Here is a 21074-nt window from a genome sequence, read left to right on the forward strand (position 1 = left end):
TGTTACCCCTTTTTACCGACTATAAATAAATAAAAACCTTCTTTTTCCCGTATACAGAACTCGTCTAATAGACGATATTCCATATGTCTCCGCAGCTGTTTCTTTACAAAGCCGCCCTCATTGGAATATAAAATCATATGACCACCATTTTTCAGGAATTTTCCTGCACAATCAAAGAACTGACTGTAAAAGGCATCCTGTTCTTCTCTTGTTTTCTTCCCTCTCAATGGCATATTGGAAATGATTTCATCAAAAAGGTATTTATGTGTAAAATCAAAAAAATCACGATTAATATAATTAATCTGCCTTCCTGCCGCTTTGGCATTCTCTCTTGCCTTTATCACAGCCTCTCCAAAAATATCCAGTCCGTACATATCTCCCGCCGGCACCAGAAGGTCACGTTCTATTAACATGGTACCAACTCCGCAGCACGGATCCAATACCTGTGCGCCCTTTTTCAGATAAGGTTCTGCCAGCTTCATAAATAATGCTGCATTTGCCGGATGAATGGATGCTGCAACTACTTCCTTCCGGTAAGAAAATCTCCGCATTGGAATTGTAAATAATTTACAGGATGGATATAATGTGCCATCCGTATTCTTCGTAAGCCGCAATTCTATTTCATAGCCATCTACCGTATTTAACAGCTGATGTCCGGTTAAATCTTCTAATGCTGCTGCCGCTTTCCGGATAAAGCTGCCTTTTTCTTCCGGAGCAATGCCCCTTACTTCCATGCGGAAGCGAAATGGTGGATTGCCCTCATGCAGCCTGTTTAATAACTCCATAAGATTTGATTTTGCATATGCCTCTGCTACCGCTTCCGGTTCTGCAGCAATCCGGTGTCCCCCGGACAACAGCAACAGCATCTCCCGGAAAGTACGAATCTTTATCACATCCCTGAGATGTGTTGTCTTTACTTTTACACCTGCCGGAACCAGCACCGGACGATCTTTTTTTATCTGTTCTGCCGTAATCTCACGATATGCAGGATTGGTTGTCAGAAGCACTTCTACCTCTTCTTCATATCCAGTAAAACGATGCTTCTTATTCTGGTTCAGCCCACCTAACAATTTATCCAGAGCATGCAGTTCTTCCGTTCTGTGCTTCTTTTCGCTTTCTGCCGGAACTTCTGTTATCAATTCCTTGTAACGCTTCCCGAGTGCGTCCTGATAAATCTCTATATCAAGTCCATTCATTGCAGTAAGATAAGAACTTTTCACAAAGCGTGTATTCTCCCTCTGGTATGCCTCAAACAGTGCTTTTGCCGCCCCTGATTCATTTGTCTCACCCAGAATAAGTGCTGCATTTTTCCGGATTTTAGCATCTTCGGAACTCAAAAAAGCATACAAAACCGGATGCGTTGCATGGTATTCTTTCCATTCCTTCAATGCATCCTGATTTTTTATGCTTTTCTTTAATTCTATCAGATTTTCACGTATATTCGTCTCTTCGGTCAGTGCCTTACAAATCTCTTCTAACATGTTTTTCCTTCTTACAACCAGTGGACTTTTCGTCTCTCCACTATCAATGATTTAATATTACTTGAAATCAGAAGATTTGGCAAGACTTACTCCTTGTCATTTTTTAGATTTTCCGGGGCAACTCCATTCTTCTCTATATAATCTGCCACATCTACCTTAAACTGCTTCCAGGCATCCTCGTGTTCCACATAATATTTCGGGCAGTTTTTTCCGGTTACGTCATAATGACGGATAACATCATCCATGGTCAGATCATATCTGCCACAAAGCCATGCCACCAGATGCACTAATGTCTGGTAGGTGGCATCGTTGAATCTTCCGGTATCGTCCGGGATACAGCATTCGATGGAAATAGTATCACTGTTCCTGTCATTGGATGCATAGGAAATCTCTTTGCATGGGATGCATTGAATCAGTTCACCATCCAGTCCGATGACAAAATGACTGCTGGCATGTGTTTCATGGCTGTCCTTTAAGCCTTCAAAATAATCACGGTTCTGCTGCGCTGTGGTTCCCGGATTTGCAGTATAATGCACCACAATGCCATTTACCTGATCAATTGCAAGTCCCGGTCTGGAATAATCATTTATCGTAAGAAGCTGCACATCATAATCCGGCGGATTTTCTACCACTTTGGTAACGGCTGCCGGCACATCTGCTGCTGCCAAATGTTTTCCCCTTATCCAGCGGAGCAATTTCCCACCTAATACAAATATGAAAATTACTACAAGAACAATTCCTAAAAGCAGCAGCATTCTCTGAATCCGCACCTGCTGCTGTCTTCTTCTGCGCCGGTATTCTGCTGCTGTATGTGGTTTCTCATATGTATATTTTTTTCTTCCTGTTTTTCTCTTTCCTCTTCCGGTCTGTCTCATTTATTTTTATCTGCTCCTATATGCGTTATCTGTTATTTCATTCCTTATCATCATACACCAAATGTTCCTTACATTTTATTAACAAAAACTTAATTTTCTTTTATGGTAATTTTACACAATTTTTTCGCATCTTTTTTGTTGACATTTACCAAAGGTAAGTATATAATACTAAACGAACAAAGAGGTTTGTTCAGATAATAAATTGCATAAGGAGGGATTTGTATGTTCTTAGAGCAGGATGCAGTGCTGGGTCTTTCCAGATTCGTAGCAAAATACGAAGCATATGTAAGAGAGATGAAAGCACAGAAGAAAGAACCTGTTACCATGTTAGCTTATCTGGTAGAAATGGTTCAGTAGACCAGTTGACCAAACGGCGCTTCATAGCCGCCGCTTTCCGTCACTGGTCTTTTTTTTTGTTCTTTTTTTCTCACTCTTTTGGAAATAACAAAACACAAATGGAATGCTGATGATTGCAGTCAGCCCATCTGACAATGCCTGCGCAATCTCCACTCCCGCCAGTCCGATCCATTCCGGTAGAAGGAAAATCAACGGAAGAAATACAATTCCCTGACGGCACGCTGATAGAAATGCCGCCTTCCCCTGCTGCCCGATTCCCTGAAACAGCATATTACTTAAAATTCCTATCGGAATCAGCGGAAGAATCAGGCACTGGCTTCGAAAAGTAAAAATGCCGATTTGTGCTGCCATATCCTCTTTTAAAAAGAAGTTCATGGTCATCGGTGCGAAAAGGAATCCTGCCAGACCGATTCCTGCCGCCGCTATGGTGCTGCTCCATAAAGTAAAAATAAATGCCTGCTTTAACTTTTTTTTATTTTCAGCTCCAAACTGATACCCTGCCACCGGCTGAAAACCCTGACCATATCCGATAAAAAGGCTGAAAAATACCATAAATAACCGTCCGTCTACAGACATTGCTGCTACTGCCGCATCTCCATATCCTACCGCCTGCCGGTTTAACAATACAGCTGCCACGCTGGCAAATCCCTGCCTGCAAAGCGACGGCAGACCATTTTTTATAATGCTACCATAGTCCTTTATTTTAAAAAAATTTTTACTTTGTTTCTTTCCATCCAGTTTCATTCTGCCATGCCGGAAACAGCCTCCCAGTACCATCGCTGCCACTGCCTGTCCGATAAATGCCGCTAATGCGGCTCCTTTTACTCCAAGATTTAAGACAAACAGAAACACCGGTGTCAGTATAATATCAAGAATTCCACCGGTTACCATTCCTGCCATGGATGCTTTCGCCCTGCCTTGTGCCCGAAGAAGCGTACCAAGTACCAGTGTCTCTATGGTAAAGGGTGCCGACAGCAATACAAAGAGGGCATATTCCCTTGCATATGGAAGCAGCTCTGTTGTTGCACCGGAAAGTTTCAGCAAAGGTGTCAAAAAAATCAGACCTGCCACCAGACTTATAAGTCCAAGCAGCAGCCCTGACATAATTGCCGAATTTGCAATCTGCTCTGCCTGCTCTTTTTCTTTCTTTCCAAGGAGCCTTGAAACAAGGCTTCCCGCTCCCATGCCAACAGTATAGCCCACTGCCTGTATCCATGCCACCAGCGCAAACGTAATTCCGACCGCTCCGGTTGCCCTGCTGCCAAGTCTTGTTACAAAGAAGGTATCCACGATACTGTAAGCAGAAATTACCAGCATACTAAGTACCGTAGGTGCCGCCAGTGACAAAATCACACGATGCACCGGTTCTGTTTCCATCCTCTGTTCCAGGCTCTTATTCTCCATGAGTGCCCTCACTGTCTGATGGAACATATTTATATCCGACTCCGTGCACCGTTATGATATAACGCGGCCGTCTGGGATTCTTTTCAATTTTCTTCCGGATACTCTTAATATAGGAATCTATGGTTCTGTCATAGCCATCAAAGGCATCCTCTAACGCATAAGTAATCAACTGGTTTCTGCTATATACCCGGTGGGGAGATTTCACCATGGTATATAAAATTTTATATTCATTAGGTGTCAGATGAATCTTTTTCCTGCCTCTTCTGATACAATGATTGTCTACTTCTAAGATACAGGCCGTTCCAATTTCAATCTGACTTCCTGCCCGCCTGTCTTCTTCGTATACAATGCGGTAGCCCTCTTCTAAAAGCTGCTGGCAGAGTTCCTGGGGCATCCTTCCTTCTGACTCCTGAATGATAATGGTTCCCTTTGTTCCCATATATCTTCTATCCTTCCTGCTACAATCTTTTCTACTAATTTATACTCTTTTCTATTGTAGTCAGTATCTCCACGGATAAAATTTTTATTCTCTTTATACAATTCTTCGGATAGAAAGAATCGTCCGGTAGCCTGCATTTGATACTTTAATTCCGGTCTTTGCTGAACTTGCATGCACAATCTGTCCGTTTCCGATATAGATTCCGATATGACCGGAATACCAGATTAAATCTCCCGGCTGTGCCTCTGCCAAAGATGCCACTGCGCTTCCGCAGGCTCCCTGCTCACCGGAGGTTCTTGGCAGATTAATTCCAAAATTCCTATATACACTCTGCACGAAGCCGGAACAATCCGCCCCATTTGTAAGACTGGTTCCACCATATACATATGGATTTCCTACAAACTGCAATCCATAATCTGCAATCTGCCTGCCTAAACCGGCATCAGATGCAGACGTCCCTGTTCCGCTGTTTCCGGATGCAGCATTTCCAGATGTTGAAGCTTTAGATGTTGCATTCCCTGCTGTTGTATGATTGGTGCTCTGCTTCGCTGCTGCCTTCTTTTGTGCTGCTGCCTGCTGCTCTGCCGCTTTTCTTCTGGCTTCTGCTTCCTGTGCCGCTCTTCTTGCGGCTTCTTCTCTTGCTAACCGTTCTGCTTCTTCCTGAATGGATTCTGCATGGGGATATTCCGTATAGGTTTCTACATAATCTGCTGCTACATAGCCCTCCCCTTCCTCTGCATCAACCTTTAACCAGCCATCCAGTGTCTCTGTTACCGTTAGTATATCGCCTCCCGGTACCAGTCCTAATACGGCAGCATCTGTGGATGCTTCCGTACGCACTTTTAAAGTTGTTGTAGTTACCCGGGCAAGCTGTGTGCCAATTTCTTCCGCAAGTGCTCTTGCTTCTTCTCCCACACAGACATATTCTGCACTGACATATCCGCTGACTGAACCGGAAGTAATATAATACCAGCCCTCTTCTGCTGCCTCTATCACACCTACCGTATTACGGTAAAGTTTTCCAAGCACTTCTCCTTCTGTAGACGGTTCTTTTCGAATATTCACATAATTCGGTGCGATTGCAACCGCAAGTTCCGGCTGGTCTGCTGCCGGCATTTCCTCTTCTGCATTTCCAAGTGAAAGTTCTGCCACATCATTTATTTCTGCTTCGCCTGCTGCTTCACCTTCTGCCAGTTCACCAGCTCCTGTCTGTATCTGCTGCAGTGCATACTGCTCAGATAAAATGCGCTGCTCATTCAGTGCCCGGATTACGCCTGCACCGGATGCAGCTGGTGTCTCCATGGCATTGACATTGGTCCATAATGAAGTTGTGGTTGCCAGGATTGCGGCTGCAAGCCATAATTTTTTTACTGTTTTGTATTTCATATCTGTCTCCTTACCTATGTAATCATCAGGTATTGCAAAAGAGATATTTTATTTTTAATAAATGAATGAAATAGCCGGGCAGTCCGGCAAATGCAAAGACCGCATCATGTCTGCAAGGGGCACTAAGAATTTCGGATTGTATTCTTTTTATCCGGCAAACGGTGCAAATTCACATCCATGTTCATCTGCGCCTCGCCGGTACTTCCATGTACCGGCGTTGCCTGTTCCCATACGAAATTCCAAGTGCCCCTAACAGCCATGAAAATGCCTTCGCACTTTGCCGGACTGTCTGGCTATTGTTCATTTTCTAAAATAAATTCAAATAATTTTCTCTTCTCGCAATTTCCTATGTAATCATTCGCAAGTTGTTACGAACTTGTTACATCTTATTACATAGATATGGAGATAGTGTGGAGATGGAAGGATTATATGCTCTCATTTCTTTCAACATTTAGTAAACTAAGCAATATTTCATACTCATTTGTATCACCCGACAATTCATAATATTTTTTTATGTATTCCTCGTTTAATATTTTTTTCTCCACAATCATTTTATGTAGTATTTCTTGCTTCTTTTTTTCACACCGCTTTTTCTTATTATCCAGAAAATATGTTGAAATTAAAATTCCAAATGTATATGGAAGCCCTATTATATAAAATAAATTTTTAAAATTAGTAGTATCATATGTCGATGCATATTTTGCTAATTGTCGTCCTTCCCCCAACAACTCATACCAATCCCATGCATTGCTACGCACATAATCACAAAACGCCCCCGCTGACCCAAATGATATAATACTAATTGCAACAACAATTATATTCATTATTTGGAATGATTTTTTTAAATTATCCAATTGATATGCAGGTGTTAATTTTATATACGCAATATTAAGAAAACAAGAAAGACTTATAGAAACTATTGTAATCCAAAAGTTATTTTCTACATAACATGTCGCTGCAATTAATATAGATACACATTCCGTTCGAGAAAATGGTAACCCTTTTAATGTTCCATCCCTAATTATAAAATAATTTAACAAAAAATTAATTCCAATAAGAAATGATAACAAAAGAACAAATATTACAATTCCTCCAAAAATCGATGAGACTATTATGGTTAATAGCTTATAAAACATATTATTTTTTTCAATAGAATATTTTGCTGCAAATGTAAAACTCAGAGTAACGACCAAAAAATATATGAGTATATATTCTCCCATGTAATGAGAAAAATACTTTCACCAAACAGAACAATCATAAAAATATTTTCAATTAATTTTCCTCTTTCTTTTAAATCTTCCTCATAGGATACTTGTCCATTATTAATCTTTATTGAACTTGCATTTTTTACTCTATTCTCATATATCATATATGATCTTAACGTAAAAGCTATCATTCCACTTCCCAGCATAATACATCCAATTTTTCTTAACACTGCACAAATTAGAATAAATAAGATTGTCACTTTTACATTATATTTCGCTTTTGTATTTATCAAACCACCACCCAAAAAATATTTTATTCTTTCTATTACACCAACTAATTTTTCTTTCATTTATATACTCTCTCTAACTCTTCTTTCTGCACATTACATTGCTTTCACAATGTCCTTATAAGAGACTAATGTAACATTTCCCATTTCGTCTGCTCTCTCCATACATCCTTTTGTAAATCCGGTTTTTGAAAAAACAAAATAATGCATCTTTGTATAATGGAATAATCTGCTTCGGTCTATTAGCGTTTCCAACACATCTAAATCAACATTTTCATTACGCCATTTACACTCTGCAAAAAGGGCTGTATTGCTGTCTTGCTCACCCATAATGTCAATTTCTGCCTGACACTTCTTCTTCGGATCATTTCCCCACCAACGACCGAGGGATGTAAATTCTACTGACGAATTTCCTGTAAGGAGCTGTTTCCACAAATACTGTACAGAAATATCTTCAAACACTCTTCCCATATAATCACTTAGCTGTGCTTCAATTTTCTTATAAACTAAATCGGCTGCGCCTCTTACAATAATAGAATTATTATCTAATACAAATCGATACCAAAAACAAAACATGTTATCTTCGATAGAATAAATTGACTTTTTAGAAGTCTTTTCTCCATATGGTGTTTCCTTTTTAATAATTCCAAGATTTATTAAATTTTTCAAATATCCGGAACATACATTAGTATCTTCCCCAACCTTGGTGGAAATCTCAGACATCCGGGAATGTCCTGTTGCAATGGCAGTAATAATTGCGGTATAAATTGCTGGTTCTCTTACTTCCTGTTTTAAAAGATTCATCGGCTCTTCATATAAAAATGACATTGGATTCAAAAACGTATTCCTGATATTTTCCTCTACGCTCATCTTATCATTTATCTGAAGAAGGTACTGCGGTGTTCCTCCGACAATTCCATATATAATTGCTTTCTCTTCATCCGACATGTTTTTTAAATATCTGCAGCTTTCTTCAAAGTCAAACGGCATAATCTTCATCTGTGCAGTCCTTCTGCCATATAGAGGCGCTTTATAGGCAAGCACATGGTCTTCCATATATGACATGGAAGATCCGCATAAAATAAGCATCAATTTCGATGTATCTTTATATTTATCAATCAATAACTGTAAGGTAGAAGCCAGACTTTTAGACTCTCTTGCCACATAAGGATACTCATCTATCGTTAATATAACGCGTTCCCTTTCTGCCAGTTTAAATACGTATTCGAGTGCAGCCTGGTATGATGCAAAATAAGTATCTGTTTCAATCCCATTACTATACTCCAAAATACTCTTGCTTAAATTTTCTAAATTCTGCTTTTCGTTACTTTCTACTCCCATAAAATAGATGGATTGTTTATCATCAATGAAATGGTTAATAAGCGCTGTCTTTCCAACACGACGGCGTCCATATATTACAACAAATTCAAACTTATCTGAATGGTATAACTTATCCAGTGTTTTTAACTCTCTATCTCTGCCTATAAACATATCTGTACCTCCATTTCTGTAAATTAACTATAACCCCACTTTTGTTTTTAGTCAAGTACGATTGACTAAAGTATACTTGACTAAATCATATCTGGCCAAAATATTTTTCCTTACAAAACATGTCAGCTACAGCTTCTTAGGGATACTTGGCACATTCCCGCGCCTGCTGCGGTCGCTTGCGATATCTACCTTATATGCCGCAATGCGTATCCCCGCGGAACGTTTTTTACTTTACAGGAAAGCAATTTCCTGTAAAAAAAAATTCCCCATCAGTCAAATACCAATAGGGAATCCTTATAAATAAAGCAAATACATTTTCAATTTTTTTCATCACACGGAAATACAATTCCGGCATCCGCTCTTGCCCGGGTCAGTATCCGGCTGACCGCAAGGCTGTGGTCGAGCATTTCGTAGCAGGTTTCAGTGTCCTTTGATGCTATCTCATTTACAAAGGAAACAAACTCTGCATACATCCGGTGTGCATCTCCATTTCCATCATAGGATACCTCTCTTCCATCCCGGTAATGGATGGTCACTGCGCCGCAGACATTACACGGGCTGTTCTGGGCAATGTAGCCTTCGCTTCCTTCAATGCGATATTCCGGCTGTCCCTGACAGTCCTTTGCACCTATTGCAACTGCCTGAAAGCCGGGATAAGATAAAATTGCAACACCGCTGGTGTCAATTCCTTTTTCCATGTTTGCGGTATAATGCACAGACTGCGGTTCTCCAAACAAGCCTTCTAAATACTGGATATTATATAAGTTTAAATCCATCAAAGCTCCACCTGCCTGCTTTGCATCAAAAACAGGAATGTTTTCTCCATTCTGGAAACGGTCATATTTTCTGGAATATTGGCTGAAATTGCAGACTGCCATTTTAATTTTGCCAATCGTCGGTAACTGCTCTTTGATAAACTGATAGTTCGACTGATACCTTGTAGTAATGGCTTCAAACAAAAATACTCCCTGCTTCTTTGCAAGGGCACAAAGCTCCTCCGCTTGTCTTTCATTGGCTGTCATGGGTTTTTCTACAATAACATGTTTTCCATGGAGGATAGCTTCTCTTGCCATTTCAAAATGCCAAAGATTTGGCACAGCGATGTAGACGGTATCAATTTCCGAATCCAGAAGTTTTTCATAATCACTTACTGCAAGCTTCATCTGATACTGTTCTTTTAGTTTTTCTGCTTTTGCTTCACTGCGCTTTGTTCCACAAATTCCATAGCAGGAAAGCCCTTTTACCTGTTTTAATACCGGAAGCACTTCTTCTACGATAGTTCCTGTTCCTACGATTCCAAGCTTCATTTCTTTTCTTCCTTTCCACGTATATACGGGTCTCTGTAATAAGATATGACAAGCTGTATACACATCAGGCACCAGATAACCGGCTCACAGATAATTACACCAAAATATTTCAAGATTGGGATAAACAATAGAACAAATGCAATTTTTCCTACCAGCTCTATCATGCTTGAAACCAGTGGCACTACCTTTTTACCAAGTCCCTGTAACACATTTCGAAGTACCATAAGAATTCCAAGAACCGAATAAAACGGTGTATTCCAGCGGATATATCTGGCACCATTTTCAAGAACTACACTTTCGGATGAGCCGGAGAGCAATGCAATCAGGGAAGGTGCGGCAAATGCAACAATAACGGTAATAAATACTGCCCAGCCAACAGACAGTATCATGGCATACCGTACTACCTTAAGGATACGGTCACGCTGGTCTGCTCCCCGGTTCTGGGATACAAAGGTTGCTGTTGCCATTGCCAGTGGCATTAATGGCAACGAACAAAAACTGTTTAATTTTCGTGCTGCTGTATGTCCCGCAATAATCAGATAACCCAGCTGATTGATAGCATATTGCAGGATTACTGTTCCTGCAGATACAATGGCTAACATAAAGCCCATGGAAAGCCCCTGGCCTGTCAGTTCCAGGTAAAGTGGTCCATCTACTTTAAAATGCTCCCGTGCCGGTATTAAAATCTTACATTTTTTCATAATATAAAGGGCACATAATACTGCAGAAATTCCCTGTGCTACCACCGTTGCCACTGCTGCACCGCGGATTCCCATCTGAAACTGTGTAATAAAAAGAACATCCAGTACAATATTGATAACGGACGAAATAATCAGAAATGCCAGCGGCATAAAACTGTTTCCAATTGCACGAAGCAATCCGGACAACAGATTATATGCAAACATTACTCCAACACAGATTGTTACAATATAAATATAAGAATAGGATTCCTCAATGATTTCTGATGGTGTATGTAACAAGACCAGAAGCGGACGAAGTCCAATCTGTGCAATCAGCATTACACCAACCGTCACCGCTGCTCCAATTACCAAAGAGCCTGCAACTGCACGCTTTAACAAGTCTTTATCTCCTACACCAAAGCTTCTTGCCACTACCATGCTAAGTCCATTTCCAAACCCCAGTGCAAATCCTACCAGCAGTTCATAAACCGCTGCACATGCACCGATTGCTGCCAGCGATTCATCACCCAGAAAATGGCCTACTATCATGGTATCTGCCGCATTATAGAGCTGCTGAAATAAATTGGAAATAATAAGTGGAATTGCAAATAAAATCAAAGATTTTAAAATATTGCCTTTTAACAAATCTGTTTTCGTATGCATCCTTTTAACCTCATCCTTTTCGTATCCTTATCTCAACTCCTGCAATACATCATCATATACCTTCTGAAAAGAAAGTCCTCTCTCTCTGCATATCTCCCGGATGGATTCATACTCCGGAGTAATACGCACTTCTCCTTCACCCTCACATATTTTAACCGTCACCTCACCGTAGGAGGTCTGCCGCCTTTCTGTCCTTCTTGGCAGAATCGTCCGCACCATTTCTACATAGCGGATTCCAATGGTTGTTGTCTCACGAAATATAATTGCTTCCAATTTTTCCCGGTCTTCTTTCCTGCAGATTACTGTCAACTGATATGCCGGGCGGTTTTTCTTCATATAGACCGGTATATAATGGACATCTCTTGCGCCATTTTCCAGTAAAAGCTCCATGGCATAGCCCAGTGCTTCCCCGGTACAGTCATCGATATTACATTCCAGTTTTAAAATAGAATCACTTTCATAGACCGGTTCTTCTGTTTCCAGCAGCAATGCCCGGAGCAGTCCCGGCCGCTTATAGTCCCGCTTTCCGGCGCCCAGTCCGTTTCCCACAATCCGGTAACATTCCGGCAGCTCTCCTGACGTACAGATAGCCGCTGCAATTGCAGCCCCTGTCGGAGTCACATATTCTCCCGGTTCACCGATTTTTCCAAGCGGGATTCCATATTCCATCACTATGTTAGTCACTGCCGGAACCGGCACCGGCAGGATTCCATGCTGGCAGCGCACCGTTCCTTCCCCTTCCCACAGGGCAGGAATAATGACCTCATCTACTCCAAGATTATCAACACAAACTGCCGCTGCAATAATATCTACGATTGAATCCAAGGCTCCCACTTCATGAAAATGTACTTCTTCCACCGGAACACCATGGGCTTTTGCTTCCGCTTCTGCTAAAATCCTAAATATTTTCTTAGCAAGTGTCCTGGCACTATCAAGCATATTCGTGCCATCGATTATGGAATAAATTTCCGTCAGACCGCGGTGTTCGTGATGATGATGTTCCCCATGGGTGTATGATTCTTCCGAATGGGAATGCTCTCCATAGGTATGTGATTCTTCCGAATGGAAATGCCCTCCATGTGCGTGCGATTCTTCCTTCCCATATAAATACTTCATATCATGATCATGATTCTCATGGGCGGCATCTAAGATGACCTTAAAATCACATGCCGACAGGGCCGCCTTTTGTACTCTGCTGATTGCAATCCCAAAGCCGGATACCGGAATGCTCCTTAAAACAGTTTCTAAGACTTCTCTGTCTGCTCCTGCATCCAGTAAAGCTGCCACTACCATATCACCACTGATTCCGGTATGGCAGTCCAGATATAAACTACGCTTCTTCATCATGTACCCCCAGTCTGTTTATCTGTGTTGCAAGATAGCCTGCACCATAACCATTATCAATATTTACCACTGCAACACCATTGGCACAGGAATTAATCATGGTAAGCAATGCAGAAATGCCTCCCATATTCGCTCCATAGCCTACGGAGGTTGGTACACCGATTACCGGCCTGCTTACCAGTCCGCCTAAAACGCTTGCCAGTGCTCCTTCCATGCCAGCCACTGCAACAACACAGTTGGCTTTCTGGATTACCTCAAGCCGTGAAAGGAGACGGTGAATTCCACTGACTCCCACATCATAAATACGTTCCACATTGGCTCCGAAAAACTCTGCCGTCTGCGCAGCCTCTTCTGCCACTGCAATATCTGCCGTTCCAGCCGTACATACCGCTATCAGTCCACTGCGTTTTTTATCCTTTTTTTCAATTTTTAATATACGAGAAACAGGGTCATAGGTAACCTGCGGTAATTCCTTGTGCAACAGCTCATACTGTGCCAAAGACGCCCTGGTTCCCATGACCTCGCCTTCATCCTTGTATATTCTCTGAAAGATTTCAAGAAGAAACTCATCCCGTTTTCCCTGACAGAATACCACTTCTGCAAAACCGGAACGCATTTTCCGATGGCTGTCTATCTTTGCATAGCCCATCTCTTCAAACGGTTCCCTTTTAAAAAACTGCTCCGCTTCTTCTACGGTCATCTTTCCGCTTTTCACCTGTTCTAATACTTCATGCGCTTCCATTCTGACATCCTTCCAATCTTTTCCCCCTGCCGGACTTTCGTCTCGACTCCTTTATTGGAATTATACACAATATCTGCGTCCAGTTCTACCCTGTCTTTTTCCAGGCACAAAATTACCGTAGAACCGCCAAATTCAAATTTACCTTTTTCTTCTCCACGGTGCACCGGGCAGTTTTCTTTCTCATTACAGATTCTGCCTACCATAAGTGCGCCCACTTCCATCATTAAAATATTGCCAAAATGCTGACTTTTCAGCACAGAAAATTCTCTGGTATTTTCCTTATAAATCGGATATATTTCTCCCGCCAGCGGATTGACCGTATGAAAAACACCCGGAATCCTATAGATGTACCCCATTCTGCCATCATCCACAAAGCTGTAATGATGATAATCATCTACCGTCAGACGGAAAATACAAAGGGTTCCGCCCTCATAATGACGGGCGATTTTCCCGCTGCGGAAAAGGCTCTCCATGGTATATTCCGTATCCTTGACGCGGACTTTTCCCTCTGCTGTAATGGGATATATACTGAGCCTGCTGTCGCAGGGTGCACAGAAATTCTCCTTAACACGGTCAAATTTCCGGTGTCCCGGCTTGATTTTTCTGGTAAAAAAATCATTATAGGAACGGTATTCCCGTTCCTCATAATCTGTCATATTTATATGATTCTTTTTTATAAATGGTGCAATTGCAGCCTTTGATACCGGCTGGTTCAAAAGGAATCCACCTGCTTTGGAAACAAAAGGTTTCACTAAAATTCCAAGTAAAATTCTTCCGGCAGCCGTCTCATACAATGCCTTTAACACTCTGCCCTGTGCTGCATTCTCACCAATTTCATTTCCATTCCGATCTACACAACGCATCCTCGTTTCCTCCTCATTTTTCCTTATTGCAGGAAATGTTACGCATTTTCTGTCACGTTACATCCCATTTCCGGCTCATTGAACATAATGCTGGTCTCATCCGACACAATTTCTACCGCATCAGACGATCTAAAATGGAATTCTCCAGTCCCGGAAAGCACAGCGAAATATGATATTTTGAGAATAGGAAGATTGCAATTACTGCACATGCCACAAGGATAACCAAAACTGCAAGAAATGCATTGGATGGCTTTTTCAATTTAAAATCTACAATAAATAAGGTGCCAACTACTGCCAAAACAAAGAGCAGTAACACACTGAATTCACGCTCTGCAATTACAAAGTTCAGCATAAATGCCAGTGGCAGTACGATTGCCATCGTTGTAATCGGCAGTCCGTGATAATATTTATTGGCACCCTCTTCTACTCTCTGGCGGTTGGTTTCCAACACATTAAAGAATCCAAGACGAATCACGGAGCAGACACAATAATATGCCAGAACAATGGTTCCAAGAATACCTCTTACACCAAGCACATAACAGATTACTGCCGGGAACGCACCAAAGCAGACTACATCGCAAAGGGAATCAATCTGTACGCCAAATAATTTTTCATCATCAGTACGGTTCTTTTTGGTTCTTGCAATCTTTCCATCAAACATATCAAATAATCCGGATAATGCCAGACAGATAATTGCTGTTCTGTAATGTCCTCCAATTGCCTGAGTAATTCCAAAAACAGAACACATCAGACTAATATATGTAAGTACTACTGTATAATCATAAAAACCTATCATTTTTCCCTCTACCTTTCTTCCCTCTTCTGTTTATGCGGTCTTCCTATCGTAAAATGTGCTACGACTGTCATAACTGCGCTTAAAATTAATTCTGTGTAATAACTGAGTCCCCTGCTTACCACCATCGCCGGCAATGTCAGTGTGCCGCAGATTGGTGCAAAAATAGATAAAAACAGTGATTCACTGATTCCCATTCCTCCCGGTAACGGAAGCATATCCACCGCAACGGAAATCATTCCCTGTAATACAACAATGGTTACCATCCCTGTTCCATTGATTCCGAAGGAACGGCAGGTCAGATATGTTACAAAAAAGAGTAACAGTCTTTGCACTACGGTAATCAGAAATACATTGGTTACGACCAATTTATGGGTACGGAAATATCCTGCCACATCCTGATACTGCTTCATGGCATTTGCCATTTTTTCCCGGTAATATTCAGTACGCTTCATCAGATGAATTTTGCCAAGTCCTCTTATGATGGCATCCATCATATTAGCTGCCAGTGTCGGATGGAAAACCAGAAACATCATAAATGCCACACAAAAGACATTTAATAAAAGTCCCAGATAACACCATCCCAGCACCGGCTCAAGATAATGCATAATCTGTGCCGGACGAATGATTACAACCAATGCGCCAATCACCACAAGCACCAGTTTATAAGTAATGGTTACAATCATTAAAACCAGTGTCGATACCGGTATGGACAGCTTATCCTTTTTCATATAATAAATCTGTGCCGGCTGTCCTCCGGTTGCCGATGGTGTAATACAGCTGAAAAAGAATCCAACAAAGGAATACAGGAAACAATGCATAAGTTTTATCTTCTGCCGGATGCTTCGCATCATATAAAATATAATAACAGATTCACTGCAGATAAAGAATACCACGCAGACCACCGCAACAAGCCAGTACCGGTAATCCGTATTCCGGATATAGCCGAACAATTCACCTAAATCCTGTCCATGAAAGATTGCATATATGGTAATTGCAAATACGGTAATAAGAAAAACTGCATTTAGTATTCCTTTTTTCTTACTCATCATAATGCTTCACCCCGAATATCTTTCTTCCGATTTTATCAAAAACTTTCATTACCGGACGGTACATTCCGGTATGCTTTGATACAAACCAGCAGAATTCTGCCAGAAAAATGCCTGCTACCAGGTCAATCATGTAATGCTGTTTGGTAAACTGGGTGGATGCACAAATTAATGCTGCCATCACAAAAGAACATCCTTTGTACCAGCCCGGTATCTTACGGCTCTTTCTTACCCCGATGAAGCAGAACCAGCTTACCAGACAATGGATGGATGGAAAGAGATTCGTCGGTGCATCCGATGCATAGATAAAACGTACCAGCCAGCTGCAGAAATCATGCCCTGTCACTTCCGGTCTGATATTCGTGGTTGGAAGCAATATAAAGAAGATACAGCAGATTACTCTTGACAACATATCCGCTGTTGCAAAACGGAAAAATGTTTCCTTATCTTCTCTCGATACCAGAATATAATTTATTAAACTGAACGCAAAAAATAAAACATACAGAATAATCCACTCTTTTACAAAAGGAATACTCCTGTCCAGATTGCTGGTCAGGTCATAATGCTTTGCATTTGCCATCAGCCTCTGGGTGCCCCAATAAATAATGGTATTAAAAATGGCACACCATGCCAATGGCAGTGGTCCGTATGATGGTATCCATTTTGCTATGTATTTTTGATAAAATTTTCCCAACTTTGTCTCTTCACACATAATTTTCTAACTTTCTATTTTTTCCGACTTAATAATCATATTCGATTTTCCTTTAAATCACAAGCAGATATTCCCAGTGTTTATTAATATTTCCTTAATTTTGTTTTATTTTAAGCAGCTTTTTTCAGATTCTCTCTTTTCAGATAATATCCACCATACGAAGCCCTTTCGGATAATGATTCTTCATGATTCCACCTGCCAGCTTGCCCCAGCCGATGCTGTAGCCATCTACGCAGATTAAATACCAGCCCTTTTCTCCTCCCCATGAAAAAGTCTGTCCCATCAGATACTGTCTGATTTCCTGGCTGTCAGAAGAAAGCATGGCAACATGAAATGCCTCTTGCGGCTGCATGGCAAGTGCCAGTGCATGGGATGGTTCAAAACGGTTCTTTTTTAAGGTGCCAAGATGCAGTCCCGGCCGTAATACCTTCAGCCCCTTTAAAGCAGGAAATCCTTCCGGCAGCAGATAGAGCTGCTCTCCAAATTTAAGCAATGCTCCCTGAGGTTTTTCTTTTAAACTCTCTTTTACAAAAGAAAGATATTCCGGGCAGTCTTTTTCCTTTATGCCCTTTTCCGTCAGTCCAAAGCCGCCATAACCTTCGCCTGCTTTCGTTATCACTGCTGCAAAATGTCCTTCGCCTTCGATTTTATGCGGAAACAGTCGGATGCAGCCTTCTTTGTCATGAATGAAGCCGTCACTGTCAATTCCTTCTGCAATCTGGCAGTCCGGATGACGTTCTAAGAAACGGTGCACGCTCCCTTCATCCTCTTCCGGTGCAAAGGTGCAGGTGGAATATACCATCCTGCCGCCGGGTCTTAACATCTCATACGCACAGTCTAAGATACCGTCCTGCCGGTCGGCACACAGCTTCACATTGTCAAGGCTCCACTCATTTCCGGCCTCTTCATTCTTCCGGAACATGCCTTCCCCGGAACATGGTGCATCCACCATGATTTTATCAAAGCAGCCTGGAAAACGCTCTGACAGATGCTCCGGTGTCTCATTTAATACCAGTGCGTTTTTGATTCCCATCCGCTCTATATTTTCAGATAAAATCTTCGCTCTCGCCGGATGAATCTCATTACAGATTAAGATTCCTTCCCCCTTCATAGCTGCCGCAATCTGGGTACTCTTTCCACCGGGAGCTGCACAGAGATCTAAGATGATATCCCCCGGCTGTGCCTTAAGACATTCTGCCGGTACCATTGCCGATGGCTCCTGAATATAATACACACCGGCATTGTGATAAGGATGTTTTCCCGGACGAATCTCTTTTCCATAATAAAAACCGGTCTCACACCATGGAACCGGTTTTAGCTTCCAATCTGTCTGTTGTAAAAATTCTGATACACTGGTTTTCCCTGTATTAATCCGGAACGACTGCTGCCGCTCCTGCCCTAAGCTTTCAAAAAATGCAGGATACTCTTCCCCTAACATTTCCTTCATTCTCTCTAAAAACTCTGCCGGGAAACTATTATTTTCCTGTTCTGAATGCATCCGTATTTCTCCCTTCATCCACTTGCAGTAATCCGTAGAGTAACGGTTTTAACTGGAATTCTTCGCACATGGCATCCACTTCTTTTAAAAGCTTCTGCTTATGCTCCTTTGAAATCTTTGCCTTTCTCGCCCGGATCAGAAGATTCTTTGGCGTATGGGACAAATCCACAAATTCTAAGACCTGGCTCTTGTATCCGCAGCACTCTAAGAGGTTGGCACGGATTGCATCCGTTGTCAGTGCTGCAAAACGCTCTTTGATAATGCCATAACGGGTCATCAGATGCAGCTTTTCGCTCTCCATCTGCTCATTTAATTCATGCTGGCAGCATGGCACGGAGAAAATCATTTCCGCATCCCAGCTGATGGCATTGTATAAGGCAAAATCCGTTGCGGTATCGCAGGCATGCAAAGATACTACAATATCCACCGGGAACGGTGCTTTGTAGCCATTGATATCTCCCAGTTCAAAATGCAGGGTGTCATATCCGTATTTTTTTGCTGCCTGATTACATTTTTCTATGACATCTTTCTTTAAATCCAATCCCACAATCTCTACCGGAATCTTGCGCACTTCCGTAAAGTAGTAGTACATAATAAAAGTAAGATAGGACTTACCGCAGCCGAAATCAATGATATGAAGTTTCTCTTTTTTACAGTCCTTCACATAATCATCGATGATTTCAATAAAACGGTTAATCTGCTTAAACTTATCATACATGGTACGGACAATTTTACCCTCTGTGGTAAAAATTCCCATATCCACCAACGGCGGAATGACCTTACCTTCTTCTAAGAGATAATTTTTCTTCCGGTTATGGGTTGCAGTCTCATTTACTGCATTCTGCAGCTTTTTCCTTTTATAAGATGGCACTCCCTTTTTGGATACCAGAAGAATATGCTCTGCTTCTGTATCAAATCCATTGAGCTGGCGAAAATGATTCTGCATCAGTTCTTCCAATGCTGCCTCTAATTCTTCTACGGACAGATTCTCATGAAATACCTGCTTGTCCGTATATTTTTCCATCTGGAAAAAGGCTTCCTTTTTCTGTACGATAATTTTACGATACTCTTCCTGCTTTGTGGCAGGCTTACTGATAATCAGCTTCCTGCAGCTTTCTGCGATTGCTTCTATATACTCTCTCATTTCCATTATGCTTCTCTTAACTTTGCAATAATCTCATCTGCGATTGTCTCTGCACTCCTGCCGTCTGTTGCCACCGCAAGGTCTGCAACACTTTCATAACGGCTACGGCGTTTTTCCATCAGTTCACGGATGTACTCCACATTCATATGGCCATTTAAAATCGGGCGGTCCTTGCTGTAGCGGACTCTCTCATAAATGGTTTCCGGTGTAGCAGACAACAGAACGATTCTGCCATTTTCTTTCATAAAAGATACATTTTCTTCCCGCAGCACTGCACCGCCACCGCAGGATACGATGACACCGTCTTTTTCTGAAATATCTTTTACAAGCTGTGTCTCCAAATCTCTGAAATGTGTTTCACCATACTGTGCAAAAATGTCAGAGATAGCCATTTTCTGCTGCTCTGCAATCATTTCATCCATTTCGCAAAGAGGAACATTTAATTTCTCTTTTAATACTTTTGCTATGGTGCTTTTCCCGGCTCCCATAAATCCAATCAGAAAAATATTCTCTGCCATTTTCTAATTCCTTTCCATATGTATGATTCCAAATATCGATTAAAATTCTTCTCTATTATTTTTACTGTCTATTGCTATTCTGATGTATGATTTCCAATATCCGCCGCAGTTCTTCTGCATCTATCTGTCCCGGTGCGCTGCTCTTTCCGGCTGCGCCAAAGGTAACTGCCGAGCCAAAGATTTCTCCGCAAAGACGGCTGATTAAGCCCTTTCCTGCCATAGACATGGTAATAACAGGTGTCTTCCCTGTTTCCCTCCAGCTTTCCGTTACCGTAAGCAGTGTTAAAACATCCTTGCTGCTTTGTGGCATAACGGCAATCTTTGGAATATCTGCGCCAAGTGCTTCCATTTTCTGAAGTCTGGCAAGGAGTTCTTCTGCTGCCGGTGTTTTTTCAAAATCATGATTGGATGCAATGACTTTTACATTATTGCTATGTGCTGCCGCTACTACTGCCTTTACAACAGCATCCCCGAAAAATAATTCCACATCCACGCAGTCCACAAACCCGGATGCAATTGCAGCTTCATTTAAGCTTTGATATGCTCCGTCGCTTAAGGCAGCTTCTCCGCCTTCCCTGCTGCTTCGGAAGGTAAATAAAACCGGCAGTTCTCCCAAACATTTGCGAAGCTTTTCTAACAGTGCGACTACTTTTTTACTGTCTGCAGCTTCTTCATACCAGTCCACACGAAATTCCACCAGATCCGGTTTTGCAGCCTTCGCCCGCTCTGCGCCCTCTAATATTTCTTTTTCCGTCTTTCCTACAACCGGAACACAAATCTTTGGCATTCCGCTTCCGATTTCCAATGTCCTGATTCTGACTACCGTCTGCTCCATT

21 protein-coding genes are annotated in these 21074 nt (G+C 41.7%); 1 reads left to right on the plus strand and 20 read right to left on the minus strand.

The window, feature by feature from the left end; all coding sequences use genetic code 11:
* Nucleotides 1–2: 2 nt before the first annotated feature.
* A complete protein-coding gene (locus DXB43_RS09485; RefSeq protein ID WP_117947435.1) occupies nt 3–1481 on the minus strand; it encodes a methyltransferase in 1479 nt (492 codons plus the stop codon).
* An 86-nt stretch (nt 1482–1567) separates the two neighbouring features.
* Complete coding sequence (locus DXB43_RS09490) at nt 1568–2356, minus strand: peptidoglycan recognition protein family protein (RefSeq protein WP_117947436.1); 789 nt, start codon at nt 2354–2356, stop codon at nt 1568–1570.
* Nucleotides 2357–2578: 222 nt separating this feature from the next.
* Between DXB43_RS09490 and DXB43_RS15650 the strand changes: the two genes are divergently transcribed.
* Nucleotides 2579–2713, plus strand: coding sequence for a hypothetical protein (locus tag DXB43_RS15650; RefSeq protein WP_022244007.1), 135 nt, complete (start codon nt 2579–2581; stop codon nt 2711–2713).
* A 21-nt stretch (nt 2714–2734) separates the two neighbouring features.
* On the opposite strand, the gene DXB43_RS09495 is transcribed toward DXB43_RS15650, so the two are convergent.
* The 18 genes from DXB43_RS09495 to aroD all read right to left on the minus strand — a co-directional run bounded on the left by DXB43_RS09495 (nt 2735) and on the right by aroD (nt 21073).
* Nucleotides 2735–4117, minus strand: coding sequence for an MATE family efflux transporter (locus DXB43_RS09495; RefSeq protein WP_158567214.1), 1383 nt, complete (start codon nt 4115–4117; stop codon nt 2735–2737).
* Nucleotides 4107–4556, minus strand: a complete 450-nt coding sequence (locus DXB43_RS09500; protein ID WP_117842012.1) for a winged helix-turn-helix domain-containing protein — start codon at nt 4554–4556, stop codon at nt 4107–4109. The genes DXB43_RS09495 and DXB43_RS09500 overlap by 11 nt, the downstream gene beginning before the upstream one ends.
* Nucleotides 4557–4649: 93 nt before the next feature.
* On the minus strand, nt 4650–5942 hold the full coding sequence (locus DXB43_RS09505) for a C40 family peptidase (protein WP_117947438.1): 1293 nt from the start codon (nt 5940–5942) through the stop codon (nt 4650–4652).
* 425 nt (nt 5943–6367) lie between these two features.
* Nucleotides 6368–6982: a hypothetical protein gene (locus tag DXB43_RS09510; RefSeq protein ID WP_118705033.1), complete on the minus strand. Its 615-nt coding sequence runs from the start codon at nt 6980–6982 to the stop codon at nt 6368–6370.
* Between the two features lie 137 nt (nt 6983–7119).
* Nucleotides 7120–7497, minus strand: coding sequence for a hypothetical protein (locus tag DXB43_RS09515; RefSeq protein WP_117947440.1), 378 nt, complete (start codon nt 7495–7497; stop codon nt 7120–7122).
* Between the two features lie 33 nt (nt 7498–7530).
* Nucleotides 7531–8925, minus strand: coding sequence for an ATP-binding protein (locus DXB43_RS09520; RefSeq protein ID WP_117947441.1), 1395 nt, complete (start codon nt 8923–8925; stop codon nt 7531–7533).
* Between the two features lie 317 nt (nt 8926–9242).
* Nucleotides 9243–10232: a Gfo/Idh/MocA family protein gene (locus DXB43_RS09525; RefSeq protein WP_117947442.1), complete on the minus strand. Its 990-nt coding sequence runs from the start codon at nt 10230–10232 to the stop codon at nt 9243–9245.
* The gene (locus tag DXB43_RS09530) at nt 10229–11575 is read right to left on the minus strand and encodes an MATE family efflux transporter (RefSeq protein ID WP_117947443.1); all 1347 of its coding nucleotides are present in this window, start codon (nt 11573–11575) and stop codon (nt 10229–10231) included. Before DXB43_RS09530 ends, DXB43_RS09525 begins: the two co-directional genes overlap by 4 nt.
* A 27-nt stretch (nt 11576–11602) precedes the next feature.
* The gene (larC, locus tag DXB43_RS09535) at nt 11603–12919 is read right to left on the minus strand and encodes a nickel pincer cofactor biosynthesis protein LarC (protein WP_117947444.1); all 1317 of its coding nucleotides are present in this window, start codon (nt 12917–12919) and stop codon (nt 11603–11605) included.
* Entirely contained in the window at nt 12906–13661 is a 756-nt protein-coding gene (larB, locus tag DXB43_RS09540; protein WP_117842018.1) for a nickel pincer cofactor biosynthesis protein LarB, read from the minus strand. Before larB ends, larC begins: the two co-directional genes overlap by 14 nt.
* Nucleotides 13640–14524 carry a phosphatidylserine decarboxylase gene (locus tag DXB43_RS09545; RefSeq protein WP_117842019.1) on the minus strand — a complete coding sequence of 295 codons (885 nt, stop codon included), beginning with the start codon at nt 14522–14524 and terminating at the stop codon, nt 13640–13642. Before DXB43_RS09545 ends, larB begins: the two co-directional genes overlap by 22 nt.
* A gap of 112 nt (nt 14525–14636) precedes the next feature.
* Nucleotides 14637–15320: a CDP-alcohol phosphatidyltransferase family protein gene (locus DXB43_RS09550; protein WP_117842020.1), complete on the minus strand. Its 684-nt coding sequence runs from the start codon at nt 15318–15320 to the stop codon at nt 14637–14639.
* 8 nt (nt 15321–15328) lie between these two features.
* Nucleotides 15329–16369 (minus strand): lysylphosphatidylglycerol synthase transmembrane domain-containing protein, encoded by a 1041-nt coding sequence (locus tag DXB43_RS09555; RefSeq protein ID WP_117842021.1) that lies wholly within the window; start codon nt 16367–16369, stop codon nt 15329–15331.
* Nucleotides 16359–17060 carry a phosphatase PAP2 family protein gene (locus tag DXB43_RS09560; protein ID WP_158561831.1) on the minus strand — a complete coding sequence of 234 codons (702 nt, stop codon included), beginning with the start codon at nt 17058–17060 and terminating at the stop codon, nt 16359–16361. Before DXB43_RS09560 ends, DXB43_RS09555 begins: the two co-directional genes overlap by 11 nt.
* Nucleotides 17061–17217: 157 nt before the next feature.
* Nucleotides 17218–18576: an RsmF rRNA methyltransferase first C-terminal domain-containing protein gene (locus DXB43_RS09565; RefSeq protein ID WP_117842023.1), complete on the minus strand. Its 1359-nt coding sequence runs from the start codon at nt 18574–18576 to the stop codon at nt 17218–17220.
* On the minus strand, nt 18554–19726 hold the full coding sequence (locus DXB43_RS09570) for a class I SAM-dependent methyltransferase (RefSeq protein WP_330415592.1): 1173 nt from the start codon (nt 19724–19726) through the stop codon (nt 18554–18556). Before DXB43_RS09570 ends, DXB43_RS09565 begins: the two co-directional genes overlap by 23 nt.
* A complete protein-coding gene (locus DXB43_RS09575) occupies nt 19726–20238 on the minus strand; it encodes a shikimate kinase (RefSeq protein WP_022243993.1) in 513 nt (170 codons plus the stop codon). The genes DXB43_RS09570 and DXB43_RS09575 overlap by 1 nt, the downstream gene beginning before the upstream one ends.
* A 61-nt stretch (nt 20239–20299) precedes the next feature.
* The gene (aroD, locus tag DXB43_RS09580; protein ID WP_117842024.1) at nt 20300–21073 is read right to left on the minus strand and encodes a type I 3-dehydroquinate dehydratase; all 774 of its coding nucleotides are present in this window, start codon (nt 21071–21073) and stop codon (nt 20300–20302) included.
* Nucleotide 21074 lies beyond the last annotated feature (1 nt).

This window comes from Roseburia sp. OM04-10BH (assembly GCF_003462605.1).
Classification (GTDB): domain Bacteria; phylum Bacillota; class Clostridia; order Lachnospirales; family Lachnospiraceae; genus Roseburia_C; species Roseburia_C amylophila.

Excerpts from the sequence above, each read along its gene's own strand:
- DXB43_RS09565 (WP_117842023.1), bottom strand. The coding sequence starts at position 18,576 with ATGCATTCAGAACAGGAAAATAATAGTTTCCCGGCAGAGTTTTTAGAG.
- DXB43_RS09555 (WP_117842021.1), bottom strand. The coding sequence starts at position 16,369 with ATGATGAGTAAGAAAAAAGGAATACTAAATGCAGTTTTTCTTATTACC.
- DXB43_RS09570 (WP_330415592.1), bottom strand. The coding sequence starts at position 19,726 with ATGGAAATGAGAGAGTATATAGAAGCAATCGCAGAAAGCTGCAGGAAG.
- DXB43_RS09500 (WP_117842012.1), bottom strand. The coding sequence starts at position 4,556 with ATGGGAACAAAGGGAACCATTATCATTCAGGAGTCAGAAGGAAGGATG.
- DXB43_RS09530 (WP_117947443.1), bottom strand. The coding sequence starts at position 11,575 with ATGCATACGAAAACAGATTTGTTAAAAGGCAATATTTTAAAATCTTTG.
- DXB43_RS09545 (WP_117842019.1), bottom strand. The coding sequence starts at position 14,524 with ATGCGTTGTGTAGATCGGAATGGAAATGAAATTGGTGAGAATGCAGCA.
- larC (WP_117947444.1), bottom strand. The coding sequence starts at position 12,919 with ATGAAGAAGCGTAGTTTATATCTGGACTGCCATACCGGAATCAGTGGT.
- larB (WP_117842018.1), bottom strand. The coding sequence starts at position 13,661 with ATGGAAGCGCATGAAGTATTAGAACAGGTGAAAAGCGGAAAGATGACC.
- DXB43_RS09505 (WP_117947438.1), bottom strand. The coding sequence starts at position 5,942 with ATGAAATACAAAACAGTAAAAAAATTATGGCTTGCAGCCGCAATCCTG.
- DXB43_RS09525 (WP_117947442.1), bottom strand. The coding sequence starts at position 10,232 with ATGAAGCTTGGAATCGTAGGAACAGGAACTATCGTAGAAGAAGTGCTT.
- DXB43_RS09495 (WP_158567214.1), bottom strand. The coding sequence starts at position 4,117 with ATGGAGAATAAGAGCCTGGAACAGAGGATGGAAACAGAACCGGTGCAT.
- DXB43_RS09575 (WP_022243993.1), bottom strand. The coding sequence starts at position 20,238 with ATGGCAGAGAATATTTTTCTGATTGGATTTATGGGAGCCGGGAAAAGC.
- DXB43_RS09485 (WP_117947435.1), bottom strand. The coding sequence starts at position 1,481 with ATGTTAGAAGAGATTTGTAAGGCACTGACCGAAGAGACGAATATACGT.
- DXB43_RS15650 (WP_022244007.1), top strand. The coding sequence starts at position 2,579 with ATGTTCTTAGAGCAGGATGCAGTGCTGGGTCTTTCCAGATTCGTAGCA.
- DXB43_RS09515 (WP_117947440.1), bottom strand. The coding sequence starts at position 7,497 with ATGAAAGAAAAATTAGTTGGTGTAATAGAAAGAATAAAATATTTTTTG.
- DXB43_RS09490 (WP_117947436.1), bottom strand. The coding sequence starts at position 2,356 with ATGAGACAGACCGGAAGAGGAAAGAGAAAAACAGGAAGAAAAAAATAT.
- DXB43_RS09550 (WP_117842020.1), bottom strand. The coding sequence starts at position 15,320 with ATGATAGGTTTTTATGATTATACAGTAGTACTTACATATATTAGTCTG.
- DXB43_RS09520 (WP_117947441.1), bottom strand. The coding sequence starts at position 8,925 with ATGTTTATAGGCAGAGATAGAGAGTTAAAAACACTGGATAAGTTATAC.
- aroD (WP_117842024.1), bottom strand. The coding sequence starts at position 21,073 with ATGGAGCAGACGGTAGTCAGAATCAGGACATTGGAAATCGGAAGCGGA.